This window comes from Dinghuibacter sp., from assembly GCF_035492835.1.
Taxonomy (GTDB): domain Bacteria; phylum Bacteroidota; class Bacteroidia; order Chitinophagales; family Chitinophagaceae; genus Dinghuibacter.
This window is the reverse complement of the sequence record NZ_DATJIY010000103.1, coordinates 19,885-37,935: the sequence shown is the minus strand read 5'-3', so window position 1 is coordinate 37,935 and position 18,051 is coordinate 19,885. Positions and strand designations below refer to the sequence as shown.

General features: G+C 58.1%; 12 protein-coding genes and 1 pseudogene. 5 read left to right on the top strand and 8 right to left on the bottom strand.

Annotation, left to right across the window (positions count from 1 at the left end):
- The 3 genes and pseudogenes from VL547_RS10065 to VL547_RS10055 all read left to right on the top strand — a co-directional run.
- Nucleotides 1-1,215, top strand: a pseudogene (locus tag VL547_RS10065) (DUF2723 domain-containing protein); the annotation flags it as partial.
- Nucleotides 1,216-1,329: 114 nt separating this feature from the next.
- Complete coding sequence (locus VL547_RS10060) at nt 1,330-2,427, top strand: vWA domain-containing protein (RefSeq protein ID WP_325577532.1); 1,098 nt, start codon at nt 1,330-1,332, stop codon at nt 2,425-2,427.
- A gap of 15 nt (nt 2,428-2,442) precedes the next feature.
- Complete coding sequence (locus VL547_RS10055; RefSeq protein WP_325577531.1) at nt 2,443-3,963, top strand: magnesium chelatase; 1,521 nt, start codon at nt 2,443-2,445, stop codon at nt 3,961-3,963.
- Nucleotides 3,964-4,039: 76 nt separating this feature from the next.
- On the opposite strand, the gene VL547_RS10050 is transcribed toward VL547_RS10055, so the two are convergent.
- The 8 genes from VL547_RS10050 to priA form a co-directional block, all read right to left on the bottom strand.
- A complete protein-coding gene (locus tag VL547_RS10050) occupies nt 4,040-5,263 on the bottom strand; it encodes an alkaline phosphatase family protein (RefSeq protein WP_325577530.1) in 1,224 nt (407 codons plus the stop codon).
- Nucleotides 5,264-5,270: 7 nt separating this feature from the next.
- A complete protein-coding gene (locus VL547_RS10045) occupies nt 5,271-6,743 on the bottom strand; it encodes a SusD/RagB family nutrient-binding outer membrane lipoprotein (protein ID WP_325577529.1) in 1,473 nt (490 codons plus the stop codon).
- Between the two features lie 4 nt (nt 6,744-6,747).
- Nucleotides 6,748-10,173: a SusC/RagA family TonB-linked outer membrane protein gene (locus VL547_RS10040; RefSeq protein WP_325577528.1), complete on the bottom strand. Its 3,426-nt coding sequence runs from the start codon at nt 10,171-10,173 to the stop codon at nt 6,748-6,750.
- 22 nt (nt 10,174-10,195) lie between these two features.
- Nucleotides 10,196-11,185 carry a FecR family protein gene (locus VL547_RS10035; RefSeq protein ID WP_325577527.1) on the bottom strand — a complete coding sequence of 330 codons (990 nt, stop codon included), beginning with the start codon at nt 11,183-11,185 and terminating at the stop codon, nt 10,196-10,198.
- 108 nt (nt 11,186-11,293) lie between these two features.
- Complete coding sequence (locus VL547_RS10030; protein WP_325577526.1) at nt 11,294-11,845, bottom strand: RNA polymerase sigma-70 factor; 552 nt, start codon at nt 11,843-11,845, stop codon at nt 11,294-11,296.
- A 92-nt stretch (nt 11,846-11,937) separates the two neighbouring features.
- The gene (locus tag VL547_RS10025; RefSeq protein WP_325577525.1) at nt 11,938-12,660 is read right to left on the bottom strand and encodes a hypothetical protein; all 723 of its coding nucleotides are present in this window, start codon (nt 12,658-12,660) and stop codon (nt 11,938-11,940) included.
- A gap of 11 nt (nt 12,661-12,671) precedes the next feature.
- Nucleotides 12,672-13,724: a UDP-N-acetylmuramate dehydrogenase gene (murB, locus tag VL547_RS10020; protein WP_325577524.1), complete on the bottom strand. Its 1,053-nt coding sequence runs from the start codon at nt 13,722-13,724 to the stop codon at nt 12,672-12,674.
- 29 nt (nt 13,725-13,753) lie between these two features.
- On the bottom strand, nt 13,754-16,207 hold the full coding sequence (gene priA, locus VL547_RS10015) for a replication restart helicase PriA (RefSeq protein WP_325577523.1): 2,454 nt from the start codon (nt 16,205-16,207) through the stop codon (nt 13,754-13,756).
- A 26-nt stretch (nt 16,208-16,233) separates the two neighbouring features.
- On the opposite strand from priA, the gene VL547_RS10010 reads away from it, so the two are divergent.
- Nucleotides 16,234-16,788: an RNA polymerase sigma-70 factor gene (locus VL547_RS10010; protein ID WP_325577522.1), complete on the top strand. Its 555-nt coding sequence runs from the start codon at nt 16,234-16,236 to the stop codon at nt 16,786-16,788.
- A gap of 78 nt (nt 16,789-16,866) precedes the next feature.
- Nucleotides 16,867-18,024, top strand: coding sequence for a FecR domain-containing protein (locus tag VL547_RS10005; protein WP_325577521.1), 1,158 nt, complete (start codon nt 16,867-16,869; stop codon nt 18,022-18,024).
- Nucleotides 18,025-18,051: the final 27 nt, after the last annotated feature.

Below are 18,051 nucleotides of genomic sequence, written 5' to 3'. Positions count from 1 at the left end.
CCGGTCCTGATGGCTATACGCGAATGGGACGACCACGACCGTAGCCATAAAACCGCCGCTTTGGCCATGGCCGAAGACTACCTGAACAGCTGCGCGCCGAATGCCATCCTTTTTACCTTTGGGGACAACGATACCTACCCGCTTTGGTTCGCCCAGGAAGCCCTGGGCATACGACCCGACATCCGCGTGATCAATACCAGCCTGCTGGGTATCGATTGGTACATCGACCAACTGCGCTATAAGATCAACAAAAGCGACGCCATCGACCCGATCTGGTCCGCGGACGCGGTCGCGGGGGACAAACGGGATCCTATTTATGCCGGGGAGTACGCCATGCGTAACGCGCCCCCGGACACGCTCATGGACCTGGAAACGATGATGCGGGCGACGGGCGGCAACGACCCCGCCTATGCCGTCCAAACCACGGACGGCCAGACCTTCAATACCTTCCCCTCCCACCTCGTCAGCGTGCCCGTGGACACGGCCCTGGTCCGGCGGAACGGCACGGTGGACCCGGGCGATACCGGGTTGGTCGGAGAGCTCCGCTTCCGCATCCCCGCGAGCGCCATCCTCAAGGGGGACGCCATGATCCTCAACATCGTCGCGGCCAACCACTGGAAACGGCCCCTCTACTTTACGTCCATCTACGACGCCATGGGCTTTAACGAGTACCTGCGGCAGGATGGCCTGGCATACCGGTTGGTCCCGCTCCACGCTCAGGCCATGCACATCGACTATACAAAAGATAAGTTGTTGAATGCCTTTGCGTTCGGTGGGGCGGAACGGCCGGGTGTGTATTTTGACGAGGAAAACCGACACAACCTGCTCACCGTCAGGGCGGCATACACGACTCTGGCGGACTATCTCCTGGGCGCCGGCCGGGTCGCCGACGCCAGGACCATCCTGGAGCGCTGCGACCGGGGTATGGGCTACATGGACTATGGCCAATGCAGCCGCTGGGGCAACTACCACGACCGGGCGTCCGAAAAATTCGCGGCGGACGCCTACCAGGCGGGGGACTTGCCGCTGGCGCGGAAAGTGGATTCGGCGGTAAGGCTGGATTGTATCCAGCAGATCCGTTATTCGGAGACGCTCCCACGGCTCAGTCCGGGGTCTTACCTGGGGTACGAGGCCCGGACGGCCCGGGACATTCTTCATGACCTGGATTCCCTCCGGACACGGTACGATCCGGTCGCGGCGCCGCGCCAGCGGTAGCCTGCGCCCCGTGACTGCGGCTGTCTGTGCCTCGCGCCCCGCCCGGTCTCACGGCGACATTTTTTTTATTCCCCTTATTTAAGGAAATTTAGGGTCTGAAGATAAGGAGGCGTTATGATTGGCTACCACTTTACCAAGTTTGACCCTAACAGCCAGGGAAAAACCACTTTCGAACAATTGCTGGATATCTTTCTTCAATTAATCACCTACACCAGCGGTGACGTCAGCGAAGCCCTTAACTGGCTTACCCAATTGGACAAAGAATACGGCCTTACCGACGACGAATACGGACTCGGCGATTTCATCGATGAGCTAAAGGAAAAAGGCTACCTGGAGGAAAACCGCCAGGACGGTTCTATTACCATTACCTCCAAGAGCGAGCAGGGCATCCGGAAGAGGTCCCTGGAGGAAATTTTCGGCAAGCTCAAAAAGAGCCGTTCCGGGAACCACCAGACCTTTAAACCCGGCCAGGGGGACGAACAGAACCCCGACACCCGGCCCTATCAGTTCGGGGACACGGTGGAACAAATCGATTTTACCAACAGCATCCGCAACGCCCAGATCAACCATGGCCTGGATCAATTCCGGCTGCAGGAGGACGACCTGGAGATCCGTGAGACGGATTTCAAGACACAGACGTCGACGGTGTTGATGATCGACATTTCCCACTCCATGATCCTATATGGCGAGGACCGTATCACCCCCGCCAAAAAAGTGGCCATGGCGCTGAGTGAATTGATCACCACCAAGTACCCCAAGGACACCATCGACATCGTGGTTTTCGGAAACGACGCCTGGCCGGTCGAGATCAAGGACCTCCCCTACCTCCAGGTTGGACCATACCACACCAATACCGTGGCGGGATTGGAGCTGGCGATGGACATCCTGCGCCGCAGGCGGAATCCCAACAAACAGATCTTTATGATCACCGACGGGAAACCGACCTGTCTGAAGATCGGGAAGAAATACTACAAGAACAGCTTCGGGCTCGACCGCAAGATCACCAACCGCTGTTTGAACCTGGCGGCCCAGTGCAAAAAGCTCAAGATTCCCATCACCACCTTTATGATCGCTTCCGATCCCTATTTACAGCGGTTCGTACAGGAGTTCACCGAGACCAACAACGGGAAGGCCTTCTTCGCCTCCCTGGACCACCTGGGCTCCTTTATATTCAAGGACTTTGAGAGCGGCAAACGAAAAACAGTTTATTAAAAGCAAGCAAGACTAATGGATATAGCTACCATCAACACACTCGGACAATTAAAAAAGAGCGGATATACACACAAGACCGTCAAAGAAGAAATCCGTCGTAACCTCATCAAAAAATTACAGCATAAAGAGGCCACGTTCCCGGGTATCATCGGGTATGAGGATACCGTCATCCCCGAAACCGAACGTGCCCTGTTGTCTCGTCACAACATCCTTTTCCTGGGTCTGCGCGGCCAGGCCAAAACCCGGATGGCCCGCCAGATGACGGACCTCCTGGATGAATATATCCCCGTCGTCGAAGGCAGCACCATCAACGACGACCCGCTGAAACCGATCAGCCGGTACGCCATCGGGCTGATCGCCGAAAAAGGCGACGCCACCCCCATCACCTGGCTCCACCGGAGCGAACGCTATGGCGAAAAACTGGCGACGCCCGACGTCACCGTAGCCGACCTGATAGGGGACATCGACCCTATCAAGGCCGCCAACCTGCGGCTCAACCTGGATGACGAGCGCGTGCTCCACTACGGGATCATCCCGCACAGCAACCGGGGTATCTTCGTCATCAACGAATTGCCCGACCTCCAGGCGCGGATACAAGTATCGCTCTTCAACATCCTGCAAGAGGGTGACATACAGATACGCGGGTTCAAATTGCGGATGCCGCTGGACATCGTTTTTGTGTTTACCGCCAACCCCGAGGACTACACCAACCGCGGCTCGATCGTGACCCCGCTCAAGGACCGTATCGAAAGCCAGATCCTGACCCACTATCCCAAGACGGTAGAGGCTTCTATGCAGATCACCGCCCAGGAGTCGGACATACACCCCGACCAGGCCGCACGCATCGAGGTCAGCGACCTCGTCAAACGCCTGATCGAGCAGGTCTCTTTCGAAGCCCGCACCAACGAATACGTAGACAAAAAGAGCGGCGTCTCCGCCCGTCTCACCATCGCCGCTTTCGAAAACGCGATCAGCTCCGCCGAGCGCCGCGCCATCGTCAACGGCGAAAAGAAAACCTTTGTCTGGATCGGCGACCTGGCCGGCATCATCCCTTCCATCACGGGCAAGATCGAGCTCGTCTACGAGGGCGAACAGGAAGGCCCCTACCAGGTAGCCTACAACCTCGTCGAAAAGGCGATCCGCACGCTGTTCACCTCCTACTTCCCCAACCCCGAACAGGGCAAGAAGAAGAAAGGCGCCGAGGCGGACAATCCCTTCCGCTCCATCACCACCTGGTTCGACCGCGGCAACCAGCTGAACCTCTTCGCCGACATGACCGACGAGGCCCGGATGAACCAGCTCTATAAGGTCGACGGCCTCCACGCGCTGGTCAAGAAACACTTCAAGCACGCCAGCGACAAGGAAGCCGCGCTGCTCATGGAGTTTGTCCTCCACGGCCTGTCGGCTTACTCCCTGATCTCCAAAAAGGTCATCGACGGGAAGATCGAGTTCAAGGACCTCATGGGGTCGATGCTCAATTTCAATAGCAAGGCGGGATACGAGGACGAGGGCGACACCAGCGAGGAAGATTTCTAAAGAGCATTACATAGCGGAGCCCGCTTTTACACCGGAGCGTGACCGTCACGGTTATGAAAGGGTTAAATACCTATCGCTAGGGCCTTGGCGCGGGACCGGTCCAAACGTTCACCGTGTTGTACCGGCCTTCCAGGACAACCTTGTAAAAGGTAGACGATGGAACCGCCACGTCGACGTGCTCACGCGAAGCGGGCACGGTGGCCAGCAGCTGGTAGGCATCGGAACCGCCGGCGCGGACGTTGTTGGTGGTCGTTACCCATACCTTGACCGATCCCGTCGTGTCGAACGACTGCCAGCTGAGGTCCAGGCGACCTTCGATGACATTTACGACGGGTTTCGCCAGGGAGACCGGACCGACGAGGGGTACGCCGTCGACTTCGCGGGCTACGCTGTCCGGCAGGCGGACCTCCAGCCAACGGGCCATGGTCGGCATGACGTCGACGATGCCGGGGTATGAATACCGTGCGTAGTCGTTAAACCGCCGGTTGGCGACGATCCAGGTGCCGCGTTGGCGCAGCGACTGACCGCCGTGTCCACGGCCGGTCTTCTCGTCGCGGCCGTGGTCGGTGGTGATGACGATCAGCCATTGCTCCTTGTAGTGTTCTTCGCGATAGCGGATCGCCTGCCAGATGCGGCCAACCTGCCGATCCATGTACGCGATGGCGGTGTCATACTGCGGGCTGTCGCCGTACATATGGCCCATGTCATCGGTGTATTCGAGGTAGACCCACGTGAGGTCCGGCGCCGAAGAGCGCACGTAGGCGGCCGCGGCTGAAGCGACCGTATCGTCAATGACGTGCATGAAGTTGCGGGCCCGGTCGTGGGGGAATCGAACGGTATCGAGCTCGAATCCGTCCGCGTGCGTGTCCAGCGTCAAACCGCCGGTTTGCGGCAGCCCCTCGCCGACGAGCTTTGTCCGGTTGTCCGTCCAGCTGGAAAAAACGGCTTCGTTCTTATGGGGCGCCGACTCCCTGACCACGCGGAATATCGTGGAATAGTGATAGTCCGGGTCCTTGATGTCATTGTCCCATACATTATGCTTATTGACCCAGGTCCCTGTCAGCAGGCTGTTATAGCCAACCGCCGAGATCGTGGGCGTCTCGGAATAAGTCCCCTTATCACCGCCGACGTGGGCCCGGACGTAGCAACCCCGTGCGGCAATGGCATCCAGGTTGGGCGTATGCATCCTTTCCAGGGCGTCCGCGGAGATACCATCGGCGATGACAAAAAGAACCTTGTGCGTTTGAGCAGTGGCGACCAGAGAAACCAAAATTCCGAGCAAAATCAGCTGAATCTTCATGGATAAGTTATTGTAAAAGCCACATCACCCCATTTATATCGTCGCCCTGGGGATACTGGGCGCTGACCGCCGCGTTTACGTTGGCCGCGTTGGTCTGGTATTCGCTGGTGGGATACATCCACCGTTTGGGGATCATGCCGTTGTTGAGTATCCCGGTCCCGGAAGTCTCGAACACGGGGATCCCCGTCCGCCGCTGGTTGTAGAAGGGTTCCCAGCCGGTGTTCATAAACATCGAGAGGTACTTCTGCGTCAGGATCTGGCTCAGCTGGTTGGCTGCCGTCAGCTGTATGGCGGGTTGCTGAAGATACGTCGTTATATCCGCGTCGGAGTAGGTCCCTTTGTAGCTGGAAAATTTCAGGGCCGCCTGTACCCCATTGGTGTAATACGTATTGACGTCGCCGGTGATCCAACCCCTGGCGGCGGCTTCGGCCAGGGTGAATTCCTGCTCCGCATAGCCGATCATCACGCTGGGCTCGTTGATGGGGTCATAGGCATACCGGTTATTGATCGCGGAGGCTTTCCCCCCGGCAATGGCAGCCACGTTGATCGATAAGGACGCGCTACCCTGGAGCCCGGCGTAGGCGTCGAATTCACCCGCGGGCAAGCCGGAAGCCGTGGTGGGGTTGCCGAACACGAACAACCGGGGATCGGAAAACCCTTTCAACAGGTGGACAAAGGAGCTGTCCAGGTAGTAGTCGGTTTTCATTCCGTTGTTGTTGTAATACGGGTAGTAGTTACCCGAAAGATTGTAGTATGGTAACGCCGCGTTGTCATCGTTGGAAATAAACAAAGGATATTGCGCGGGGTTAGAAACGATGTTCGAAAACCGTTGGGTGACCTGGAGCGTCGCATCCCCCGTTTTGCCGGACAGGCTGATGAGCACGCGCAGCGCAAAGGCGTTGATCGCTTTTTTCCATTGGGTGATGTCTCCGCCGTAGACGACGTCCCCCTGGATCGTGCCGTTCGTGGCGGACAACGAGTCGTTGGCAATGTCCAGGTCGTTCAGCACCTGCAGGTAGATGTCGTGCTGTTTATCGTAGGCCGGGGCGGTCGCGGAAGCGGATACGTCCCCGTTCATGGCTTGCATGGCCTTGGAGAACGGTACATCTCCATAGGTCAGGGTCAGCCCGACGATGTAATAGTCCGTCAGGAATTTGCCGATATAATAGTAGTTGAGGTTGTTCACCCGGATCGCCTCCTGTTGCATTTTCACCACCTGCTGGATGCTGGCGTAAGGGCTGAAGTCGCTCCGTTGCCATCCATAATACTGGTCGGGGTCCGCCGATTCCGAATAGACCAGGTAGCGGGAGGCCAGCGCGGCGGAAGGACTGATGGTACTAAAGGCGGACTGCTCGACGTTGGTCAGCTCCAGGGAAGGGTCCGCCTGGGTGGGCACGTTGGGGTTGATCTGGTAGTAGCTGAACTTCTTGCAGGAAAAAGCCAGGGTTGCCAGGAGCAGGATGTATAGCGTTTGTTTCACTGTCTTAGAATTTAAAGTTGAGGTTGACCCCATAGCTGCGGAGGGAAGGGGTTTGCAGGTTGTCCGATTCCGCATCGGGGTCCACGTTCGGGATCTTTGCCAGCATCAGCAGGTTGTTGCCCACCACGGAAACCGAGCCGCTGGTGAAGAACTTGCTGCCTTGCACCCACCGGTCAGGCAGGGTATAGGTCAATACCACTTCGCGGATTTTGGCGTAGGTGCCGCTATAGTAGAAGTTGTTATGGTCCTGCATGTCGCCGCTGGTGGACGTCATAAAAGAGACGTAGTTGACGCCCGTGGTATTGGGTGCATAGGTCCGCGTGTCGTGGATGATGTTCCCATGGTCGTCATAGGTGGCGGCGCCGGAAGCCACCACGACCCCCGGGGCGATAAACGTGTTCTGTCCGTTGTAGGCTTCATCCCGGAAGTGGTTGGCGGTGCCGGGCGCGGTGCCGCCCCACCACATCTTCTCGTTGGTCGTGGAGTAGATCCAACCGCCCAGGCGGCCGTCGATTGAGCAGCTAAAGGAGAATTGCTTATAGGTAAACGTATTCTGCCAGCCGTAGATCCACTTGGGGTCGGAGTACCCGGGCGAGCGCGGGTACGGGTCCCAGATCGGGAAACCATTGGCGTCGTAGATGGTCTGACCCTGCGGGTTCTTTTCATATAAAGACGTATAGATCCGGTCCATCCGGTCTCCCACCTTCAGGTTGCCCTCGTAGCCTTCGGAACCATACGTCGACTGGATGAGCCAGCGGTGGTTGTTGCTGAAGTTGACCGCGGTGCGCCACTGGAAATCCTTGTTCTTCACCGGTGTCGCGCTCAGGACGAACTCCCACCCTTTTCGCCGGTATACGTCCGCGTTGACCAGGATGCTCTGGTACCCCGCGGCCTGTGAAATGGCCACGTTGGCGAAGTTGTTGAACTCGCGGTTTTGGAAATACGTGGCGTCTAGGTTGATCCTGTTCCTGAAGAAGCCGACCACCAGGCCCGTTTCCCAGGAACGCGTGGTGGAGGGCGTCAGACCCGGGGAAATGAGCTGGGAACCCCAGGTGAGCGAGGGCACGTTGTTCCATTTGGTCCCGATGCCGTAGGTCTGGATCGCCGCATACGGGTTGCCCGTGGAAATGTTGCCGCTGTTGACCTGCGACAACGAACCCCTGACCTTCAGGAACGAAATATAGTCCGGCAGTTTCAACGCGTCCGACAACACGACCGAGCCGCTGACGGAGGGATACAAAAAGGAGTTATGGTCCAGGGGCAGCGTGGACACCCAGTCGTTACGACCGGTCACGCTCAGGTAAATAAACCGGTACAGCTCCAGGTCGGCAATCCCGTAGGCGCTTTTGATCTGGTTTTCCTGCAGGGTATTCGTGCTGTAGATCGGGTTGGTGGAGTTGCTCATGCTATAAAAACCCGGGATGGTCAACCCGTCGGTCTTTGCATACAGGCTTTTGTAGTTGGTATATTGGTTGGACCCGCCCAGGCGGACGTTCAGACGGACGTGCTGCCCGAGGTCGTGCTTGTAGCTCAGGATAAGGTCGGAGGTGATATCAAAGTAATTGGTCTTGGTGTCGAAGAAGTTGCCGGGGGAAATGTAGCTATAGGAAATATAGCTTTGGGCTTCTTTTGTCGTCTGGTCCAGGCCGTATTGGTTGAAGCCGGACCGGGCCTTGATGCTGAAGGAAGGCGATATGTCGTAGTTCAGCGAAAAGGAGCCAAACGAATTGTCCTTGTAATACCCGTTCAGGTCCTGGTAGGCCTGGAAGTACGGGTTGTTGTACCAGGAGTTGTTGTAGTTGTACTGCTGGATATTCACCTTTCCCGGCGCCCAGTAATTCTTCAGGTCCCGGACGTTTACGTCCGCCCCGGTCCACAAAACGAGGTTGTACAGGATGTTGTCCGGGCCGTAACCGATCGTCGGGTAGTTGTTGGTGAACTCCCGGTTGTAGGTGACGCGCGCATCGAGGCTCAGCTTGCTGGTCAGGTTGTAGTTCCCCGCCACCGAAAAAGACGAGTTGTTCAGCTGCGTGTTGGGGATGGTGCCTTTTTGATAGATATTACCGGCCGACACCCGGAAGGTGCCGTTTTCTCCGCCCCAATAGGCCGACAAGTCATTCGTGGACAGCACACCCGTCTGGAAGAAGTTCTTGAGGTTGTTCTTCCCGCGGGATATGAAAGGCAACGGGACGAGCTTACCGGTTACGGGATCGACGGGGCTGTTGTACTGCGGCGTTTCCCAGTAACCGCTCTTCGTGGAGGGGTCCTTCTGGTCGAGCCTGGGGCCCCATATCCATCCGCCGCCTTCGGTGCCGGAACCCGAGCCATCGACATAAGCGTATACGCCTTCATAACCGTCGCCGTATTCTGTCTGTACCTTGGGTATCCGGATGTATCCCGTCTGCACCAGGGTGGAGGAATTCACATCCACGCCAAACCGGCCCTTCTTACCCCTTTTGGTGGTATACAGGATGGCGCCGTTCTTACCGATGGAGCCATATAGCGCGGCGGCCGAAGTGCCTTTGAGCACCGATATGCTTTCGATGTCGTCAGCGTTGATCTTGTATACGTCGGCCTGCAGGTCGGGTATACCGTCGATGACGATCAACGGCGTCTGGCCGCGCAGCGATATACCCGGATTCTGGAAGAAATCGCTGGTGTTGGCGATGTCCAGACCGGCGACCCTGCCGGTCAGCGCGGCGGCCGCGGTGGGCGCTTTTACCTTCTCCATCACGTCGCCGCTGACCTGTTGCACCGCATAGCCCAGCACCTTGGTTTCCTTTTTGATACCCAGGGCCGTCACGACGATGTCGGACAGTACTTTGCCGGTATCGGAAAGGAGCGTGACCTGGTATTGTTTGGCTTCACCCACGGTCAGGACGCGATCACGATAGCCTACAAAAGACAGCTGAAGCACGTCTCCCCTTTTGGCCTTCACCAAAAAGGACCCGTTCTCTCCCGTGGTGGAGCTAAGCGCCTTGTCGTTGACGTTGACTACGCTTACGCCCGGGAGCGGTTTCCCGTCGGGGCTCGACACGACGCCTTCGATCACCGTCCGCGCGGCGGGTTGGGCCTTCGCCGGTGCCGCGGCCCGCGCGTCCCGTACGATGACGTTCTTGCCATTGGTTTCGAAGACGACCTGCGCTTCCCTGGCGAGCTTGTTCAATATGATTTGCAGGTTGCTGTTCAACGCATCGATGGTGACCAGCCTGTCCAGGATCTCCGTATGCTCCACACAGACAAAAGTGTAGTCGGTTTGCATTTCTATCGCCGACAATATGGACTTGAGCGGCTGTCCGGTGGCGCGTACGGAGCAGACTGTCTGGTCCGTCGTCTGCGCTGCTGCCCTATAAAAGGGCGCGCACAGCAGCAAGAGGATTAGGAGAAGGCACGACGGTGCCCCAAAGAAGTTTTGCCAACTTTTTTGCATAGCGTTTGTTTTGGAAACTGGGTTATTTGATCTTGGACACGAATACCGTCCCGTCAGGCCCCTGGGTGAATTTGATGTGGCCAGCCAGCGAGATCGTGCTTAGAATATCATCGAGTGGTTTGTTCTTAAAGCTGCCCCATATCCGGCAATCCGACGCATCCGCGTCCTGGAACACCAGCTTTACCCCGTATACCGCCTGGAGCTGGGACGCCGCCCCGGCCAGGGTAATGTTGTCGAAATGCAGTTCCCGGCGCGTCCATCCCTCCACATTGTCGCCGGCATCGATCGCCCGGATGCTGGTTTCGCGCGTGCGCTTGTCGTATTGCAATTCCTTGTTCGGCTCCAGCAGGCAGTTAAAGAGACGCGCACTGTCCGTGACCCGGACGCTTCCTTTGAGCAGCGCCACCGATAGCTTTGCCTGGTTGTCGAAGGCCGATACCGTAAAGACGGTGCCCAATACTTCTGTCCGGATACCTCCGCTTTCTACAGCGAAAGGCCGGTGGGGGTTGGTCGTGACCTCGAAATAAGCCTGCCCCCGCAAGACCACACGCCGCTCGCCCTTACCCGACCCGGCGGGGTAGCTGATCCGGCTGCCCGGCGCCAGGCAGACAAAAGTGCCGTCATCCATCGTGAACGAAAGGCTATGGCCGGCGTCGGCTATCCGTTGGACGTCCTGGACCGATGGGCCACGCCGGGTTACCAGGAAAAACGAGGCCGCCGCCGTTGCTATGGAAGCGACCGCCGCGGCAGCCAGCCAGCGTTTCAAACGGGTCCTCGAAGGCGGTTCACTCTCCAATCGCGTCCTCAACCGCGTCAGGGCACCGGCCGCCCGTGCCTCCTCTTCCGCGTTTCCCCTGCCCGACAGCCACACCTGCCTCAACTGCTGGAACAGGCGCTCGTTCTCTGGCGACTCCGCGATCCACGAGTACAGCCGCTCGTCTTCGGCCGCGCTCGTCTGAAAGGCCAGGTGGCGGGTGATCAACAGGTATATGTCCGATTCTTCGGGAAGCATCACTTATAAGACGAAAAAAAAGCCCCGGCGCATGACACGAACCGGGGCGGTTAACAATTTGTTCATGCTGGGCTGCCTGCAAAGCAGCCGGTGAAGCGGCCTTGGGGGCTACTGCGTAAAAGCGGCGGACGCCTCCTTCAGGAACTTGAGCGCCCGGTAGACGTGCGTTTTGACCGTGTTGACCGATATACTTAATATGTCGGCGATCTCCGCATAGGACAAACCCTCGTCGCGGTTCATACGGAAAATGATCCTCGCCTGCGGTGACAACTGGCCGATGAGCCGTGACAAATGCGCGTCCATCTCCTTGCTCAGCAGTTCCCGCTCCGGCGTTTGCATGTGGGCGAACAGGTAGGCACCGGCGTCTTCGTTTAAAGGCAACGTTTTGATCCTGCGCTTTTTGGCGTAGTCGAGGGCCTTGTTCCGCGTCGCGGTATATAAATAAGCCTTAATCGATCCGTGTACAATGAGCTGTTTCCGGCTCCGCCAGAGGTGCGCAAACACGTCGGATACGACGTCCTCCGCCTCCTGTCTGACGCCAGGGGCAAACGCTTCCACAAAAGCGACAAGACCCGGAAAATGCTTCAGGAACAGGGTTTCGAAGGCATTCCCGTCGTCGTTCTGCAATGCTATGCAATAGGCTTGTTCGTTGTCCGCCATGGCGCGCCAAGTTAGCCAATCTAGTTAATCCCAATGTTAAATCCTAGGGCTACCCGGCGGTCAACCGATTGCGCAATTTTTAGCCCGCCGTTTCAGAAATGTATCCATTGGAAGACCAGCTGGCTTACGATGATGGACCACGTGACAATGTATAACAAGGAACGGCGCTTGGCGGCCTCGCTTAGGTGCTTGCTGCGTTGCGTGGCGATGAAACTCCATGTCGACAGGCCCAGGGCCAGTAAGCCCGTGACATAAAAGAGCCATCCACGGTACGGAGTGACGACGAAGTATATAAAGGATCCGAGGAAGATGAAGCGATACAGCAGGCTAAGCATCCGTGCCTGGATCAGTACATTCGTAGGTGTCAGGGGCATGATGCCTTCGAGGGCGCGCTTCAGCTCATCAAAACCTTCCATTTGTTTTGGGATGCCGATACACTCCTGGCGCGTACGCCCCCTGACGATGATCGCCCCGTTCTTCAGCAGCTCGATCTTCCGAATCTCATTGAGGTAGATTTCTATCGTTGGCAACACCGCGGACTCCCGGGTGAGTAGTATCTCGGATAAAACGACGGTGTAAGAAACATACATGTCCATTTGGCGGCGGATCAGGCCATTACCGCTAATATAGGCGAATATAACGCAGGCCACCGCCCCGCCGATGAGGTAAGGGAGGTCCGCCATGCTCGGGAAAGCGGTGAGCGCCAGTACGACCATGGTGATGGGGTATGCGATTGCGTAGACGGTGATCGTCCGGCGGATCAATCGCTTGCGGATGTCCCGCAAGCCTTCCGGCCCAATTTTATATTCGTTCATATCGTACGGCTTCAGATGATATTTACTTCCCTCTCCATCACCACCCCGAACTTCGCCTTGACGCTCCGGAGGATTTCTTCGGAGAGGTCGTAGATCTCCTGCCCGCGGGCGTGCCCGTAGTTCACGAGCACCAGCGCGTGGCGCTCGTGGACGCCGGCGTCGCCGGTGCGGTAGCCTTTCCAGCCGCACTGTTCGATCAGCCACCCGGCGGAGAGCTTCATCGCCCCGGGGGCAAGATCGGCGTCGGAACCCGAACCCACATAGGCTTCCTGTGCGGCGGGATAGGCGGGCAGCGAGGGGAACTCAGTATGGAGGCGCTCATACACGGCGGAAGAAACGATGGGGTTTTTGAAAAAGCTCCCGGCGTTGCCGATGACCTTCGGGTCGGGCAGCTTGGCGGTGCGGATGCGGATCACCGCGTCACTCACGGCGCGCAGGCTGAGCTCCCTCGCACCCATGCGCTCGAGCTCGTGCTCGATCGCGCCATAGCTGACGTTGTAGACGGGTTGTTTGCGCAACCGGAAGGTCACGTGGAGGATGGCGAACTGGCCCTTGTATTTATTCTTGAAAACGCTGTCGCGGTAACCGAAGGCACAGTCGTTGAGCGAAAACCGTTCGATCGTGCCGTCCGACAGGTGGAAGGCCTCCAGGTCCTGGAAGACCTCCTTGATCTCGACCCCGTAGGCGCCGATGTTCTGCATGGGCGATGCGCCTACGCAACCCGGAATCAGCGAGAGGTTTTCCACGCCGCCAAGGTCGTGGTTGATGCAGTGCTGGACAAACCGGTGCCAGATCTCTCCCGCGCCCACGCGTACATAGGCATAGTCTTCATCCTCAGCCACGGTTTCGATGCCCATCACTTCGTTCTTTAGCACCAGTCCATCGATGTCCTTCGTCAACAGGACATTGCTCCCGCCGCCCAGCACGAATTTCGCGCCGGCCGGGGCCTTGGACAACAGGGCGGATAGCGCCGCGCCGTCCGAAAAAGTAGCGAAATACCTGGCCAGGGCGTCTATGCCAAAGGTATTATAGGGTCTGAGCGAGATATTCTGGGCGAAGGTCATAACGAGGCGAAATATACAAAAAAAGCGGGTCACACCGGATCGACGTCGGGCACGACCCCAACGCTCCGGAACCGCTTGTCCGCGTGTATCACGGCCTCGGCCATCCGGATGGCGTGTTTGCATCGCTGGATCACGGCGCCGTCCCGGGGCAGTTTTACCAACAGCTCCATCAGGAACTGGTTGCGGACCCGGTTAACCACGGGTGCCGCGGGACCGGTGAGGTAGGGACCGAACTCCGCCCGGAGCGCGGTGGCGAACGCCTCCGACGCCGCCATCACGATCTCTTCGTGCTTGTGGCGGAAGGTGATCCGGACCAGGCGGGAGAACGGCGGATAACCGAACTGCTGCCGGCTTTGGATCTCGAAGTCGTACAACGCGCGGTAATCGTGGGCCCGGACGAAATCCAGGACGGGATGCGCGGTGTTGGACACCTGGATCATCACGCCCGCGCCGGCGCTTTTGCGGCCCGCGCGACCGCTCACCTGCTCCATCAGCTGGAAGGCGCGCTCGTGCACCCGGAAGTCGGCGAAGTGGAGCAGGCTGTCGGCGTCGAGGATGCCGACGAGGTCCACGTGCGCGAAGTCGAGTCCCTTGACCACCATTTGCGTGCCCACGAGGATATCGATGCGGCGCTCCTCGAAATTGTGGATCAGTTGCTCATGGGCCGTTTTACCCCGGACGGTGTCCAGGTCCATGCGGGCGACCCGGGCATCGGGGAAGGTTTCCTGTAATATCTCCTCGACCTTTTCGGTCCCGAAGCTCTTCTGCACGAAGTGGTGCCCCCCGCAGGCGGGACAGGTATATAGCACGGGATAGGTGGTGCCGCAGTAGTGGCACTGCCATTTATGCGAGGCCTTGTGGTAGGTCAGGGTCACCGCGCAGTTCTTGCACTCCGGTATCCAGCCGCAGGTCGTGCACACCTGGTAGGGTGTGTAGCCGCGGCGGTTCTGGAAGAGGATGACCTGCCGGTCGCGCGCCATTGTCTCCGTTATGGCTTCCTGGAGCGGCGGCGAGAGAACGACCTTGCCTTTGCCCCGTACGTCCACCAACGTGATCGGTGGCATCCCCACCCCCCCGTATCGCTCGGTCAGTGTCACCAGCCCGTACTTCCCCTGCACGGCGTTATAGTAGCTTTCGATCGAAGGCGTGGCGCTCCCCAGCAACACTTTCGCCCGGTGGAGATGGGCATAGTAGATAGCCGTATCCCTGGCATGGTAGCGGGGCGCCGGCTCCTGTTGCTTGTAGGAAGCGTCGTGTTCTTCGTCCACGATGATCAACCCCAGGTCCTGGAACGGGAGTAACAGCGAAGAACGCGCACCGAGCACGACGCGGATGTCGCCGGAGGCGACCTTGTTCCATATCTCCACGCGCTCGTTCTGGTTAAACTTCGAGTGATAGATACCGATATACCCGCCAAAGTGCTTTTGGAGCCGCCGGATGATCTGCGCCGTGAGGGCGATCTCGGGAAGGAGGTACAGGACCTGCCGCCCCTGGCGCAGGGCCGCCTCGATCAGCTTGATATAGACCTGGGTCTTGCCGCTGGAGGTAACGCCGTGGAGCAGGCACACGGATTTGGACGCGAAATGCGCGTTCACTTCATCCAGCGCCTGTTGCTGCGCCGCGGAGAGCTCGAAGTCCACCTGTATCGACCGGGGCAGATATTGTAACCGGTCCACCTGACGCTGCTCGATAAACAGCACCTTTTTATCCGCCAGCCCCTTCAACTGGGCGGGACTGGCGCCCGACTTTTTGAGCAGGTCCTTCTGACTCACCGACCCTTGTTGTTTTTGAAGATGGAGGTAGGCCAGGAGCAGGTCCAGCTGCTTCGGGGCGCGCGTCCACTGGTTCATCAGGTCCGCGAGCTTTTCCTCGTCGTGGTATTCCGGGTTCAACACGACAAATTTCTCCGTCCTCTCCTTGTAGGTCTCCTGGAGGGCCTCCCACACCAGGCAAACTCCTTTTTCGATCAGGGATTTTACAACCGGGTATACGTGGGTGATATCAAGGATCTGCTGGATTTCTTCCACCCGCAGTTCTTTCTTTAACAACAAACCCTCAGCCACGAGGTACTCGTCGTGGTCCAGGGCCGAAAAATCCTCCCCGTAGGTCTCGTTGTACAACAGGATGGTCTCGCTGGAAAGCTTGAAGTGGGCCGGGAGCGCGGCCGCCATGATCTCGCCCTCTGAACACATGTAATAGTCCGCCATCCATCCCCAGAGCGCCAGCTGCGCTTCGTGTACGATCGGTTGGCTGTCGATGACGCCCTCGATCGGCTTCGGGTGGAACGCCTCCGGTCCTTCCCGGTGCAGGGCACGGACCAGTCCGGCGTACTTCTTATTCTTCAGCGACACTTCTACCCTCCCCCCGACCTGGATTTTCGGGAGCAGGTGGTCCGGTACGGACCATGTGTAATTCTTCGGGAGCGCCAGCGGTATGATGACTTCTGCAAACAAGATTCTGCAAATATCGGTCAGTTTGTCCATTTTGTAAATTGTCGTAACTTTCAAAGGTGAGGTGGGCTCGACTGCAAAACGAAAGCGAAATGCTTGCTGCTGCCGCTGCCGGGGATGAGCCATCCTTCCGGCAGCTGTTCGATCATTATTGGGACCCGGTATTTACTACCGCGCTGGCCCTGACCAAGTCGGAGACCCTCGCTGAGGACCTTACCCAGGAAGTTTTTATAAAGGTTTGGGTCCGGCGTCATGCGCTGGCCGGGGTCGGGGAGTTCAAGGATTACCTTTTCATCCTGGCCAGGAACCATATCTTCAACGAGCTCCGGAAAAAGCTTCGCCAAAACGCCTTTAAAAGATTCCTTTTTTATTCATACCAGGCCACCCCCCCGGCCCAGGACGATCAATCGCGCCAGAAAGAAACGGAGGACCTTATCAATCAAGCCGTTGCTCAACTGCCTCCCCGGCAGCAGGTCATTTATCGGTTGAGCCGTCAGCAAGGCATGAACCGGTTGGAAATCGCCAGGGAGCTGCGAATCTCCGCCAACACGGTCAAAAACCACATGAACAAGGCGCTCCAGACCGTCAACAATTACCTCCGGCTGCACATCTGAAGAAAAGAATCGCGCCACTAGTACCGGCAACCGGTCCGCGGTGTCTTTAGGGGGAAGCATAAACGACTGCCTGTTTTTATGGATGATCCGCAATTCCGGTCACTGCTCCAGAAATACGTAGATGACACGATTTCCCCCGCTGAGCTGGGGGAACTGTTTACCCGTATACAGCTCCCGGAAAACAGGGAGGCCGCCCTTCAGGCGATAGAACGGCTGCTGGAGACGGCCGATCCCCGGCCACCCGACAGGGAGCGGGGCGACAGGATCTTCCAAAATGTCGTAGGAGTAGCAAGTCCTACCCCCGTAAAACGGCTGCATCCCCGTTATTGGATGGCCGCGGCTACGGTTGTCCTGGTTGCGTCGGCCTATTTCTTTTCCCGCCATACCAAACCCACACCGCCAGCCAGGAAGCAGACGGCCGCCAGCGCCGATGCCCGCCCCGCCGGGCATACGGCCCAGCTGATACTGGCGGACGGACGGACGATCGACCTGGGAGGAGACTCAGCGGAAATGGTTATCCGACAAGGAGACGCCGGCCTGCTCCAGGCAGGCAAAAATTCGTTGGTGTGTCGCGCCAACCCCGGCCCTGTCGTTTACAATACGGTGACGACGCCCAGGGGAGCTGTATACGATGTCGTCCTGCCGGATGGCTCACGCGCGTCGCTCAATGCGGGGTCCTCACTCCGATTCCCGACAGCGTTTTCCGGCCCGGAGCGAAAAGTCGTTGTATCGGGAGAGGTATATTTTTCCATCGTCCCCGACAAAAACAAACCTTTTACGGTTCAAACCACCGACCTCCACGTAAGGGTCCTCGGGACCGAATTCGACGTCCGGGCGTACCCGGACGATCGGGATGCCGCGGCGACCCTGGTCTCCGGTAAGATCCAGGTCGGAGGTCAGCGGCCCGATGTGATCCTTCAGCCGGGGCAGGTGGCGATCCTGGCAGAGGCATCGGCCGACATAAAGATAAAGGAAGCCGATATGGACGTCGCGCTTGCCTGGAGAACGGGCTGGTTCCAGTTCAGCAGCGCCGATCTTGCCACCGTCATGCGGGAATTGGGCCGTTGGTATGACGTCCAGACCAGCTTCTCGGGGGAAATACCGGGTTGGCATTTTAGTGGCGCGATCCAAAGGGATATCCCGCTATCGCAGGTGCTCAGGATGCTCGAAAGCGACGACGTCCACTTTACGATCGAAGGGAAAACGATAATCGTTCACGAAAAAACAAAACAATAAAAAAAAGCCAGAAGTGGTGACACACTC

What these genes read in the sequence shown, in the direction of transcription:
- VL547_RS10060 (WP_325577532.1), top strand. Translation starts at nt 1,330, where the DNA reads ATGATTGGCTACCACTTTACCAAGTTTGACCCTAACAGCCAGGGAAAA.
- VL547_RS10055 (WP_325577531.1), top strand. Translation starts at nt 2,443, where the DNA reads ATGGATATAGCTACCATCAACACACTCGGACAATTAAAAAAGAGCGGA.
- VL547_RS10050 (WP_325577530.1), bottom strand. Translation starts at nt 5,263, where the DNA reads ATGAAGATTCAGCTGATTTTGCTCGGAATTTTGGTTTCTCTGGTCGCC.
- VL547_RS10040 (WP_325577528.1), bottom strand. Translation starts at nt 10,173, where the DNA reads ATGCAAAAAAGTTGGCAAAACTTCTTTGGGGCACCGTCGTGCCTTCTC.
- VL547_RS10035 (WP_325577527.1), bottom strand. Translation starts at nt 11,185, where the DNA reads ATGCTTCCCGAAGAATCGGACATATACCTGTTGATCACCCGCCACCTG.
- VL547_RS10030 (WP_325577526.1), bottom strand. Translation starts at nt 11,845, where the DNA reads ATGGCGGACAACGAACAAGCCTATTGCATAGCATTGCAGAACGACGAC.
- VL547_RS10025 (WP_325577525.1), bottom strand. Translation starts at nt 12,660, where the DNA reads ATGAACGAATATAAAATTGGGCCGGAAGGCTTGCGGGACATCCGCAAG.
- murB (WP_325577524.1), bottom strand. Translation starts at nt 13,724, where the DNA reads ATGACCTTCGCCCAGAATATCTCGCTCAGACCCTATAATACCTTTGGC.
- priA (WP_325577523.1), bottom strand. Translation starts at nt 16,207, where the DNA reads ATGGACAAACTGACCGATATTTGCAGAATCTTGTTTGCAGAAGTCATC.
- VL547_RS10005 (WP_325577521.1), top strand. Translation starts at nt 16,867, where the DNA reads ATGGATGATCCGCAATTCCGGTCACTGCTCCAGAAATACGTAGATGAC.